This is a genomic window from Bacillus sp. 7894-2, from assembly GCF_002272225.1.
Taxonomy (GTDB): Bacteria; Bacillota; Bacilli; order Bacillales; family Cytobacillaceae; genus Cytobacillus.
In genome coordinates this window covers 1-229 of sequence record NZ_NPDG01000181.1, presented here as the reverse complement: position 1 = coordinate 229, position 229 = coordinate 1, and the positions used below count along the sequence as shown (strand labels likewise).

The 229-nt window shown below is 41.5% G+C and carries 1 tRNA gene; it reads left to right on the top strand.

Annotation, left to right across the window (positions count from 1 at the left end):
- Nucleotides 1-140 precede the first annotated feature (140 nt).
- Nucleotides 141-216 (top strand) — tRNA-Phe (locus CHI10_RS22065).
- Nucleotides 217-229 lie beyond the last annotated feature (13 nt).

Genomic DNA, 229 nt, shown 5'->3' with positions numbered 1-229 from the left:
ACAAAGTAATTATAAATGGCTCAGTAGCTCAGTCGGTAGAGCACGACCGAATAAGCTTCCTTGAAATATTTCAGCGTACCGATTGATAAATCGGGACGAAGGACGAAGCCAAATTCTATTTAGGCAAAATAACTTAATATGGCTCAGTAGCTCAGTCGGTAGAGCAAAGGACTGAAAATCCTTGTGTCGGCGGTTCGATTCCGTCCTGAGCCACCATTTAAAAAATTTA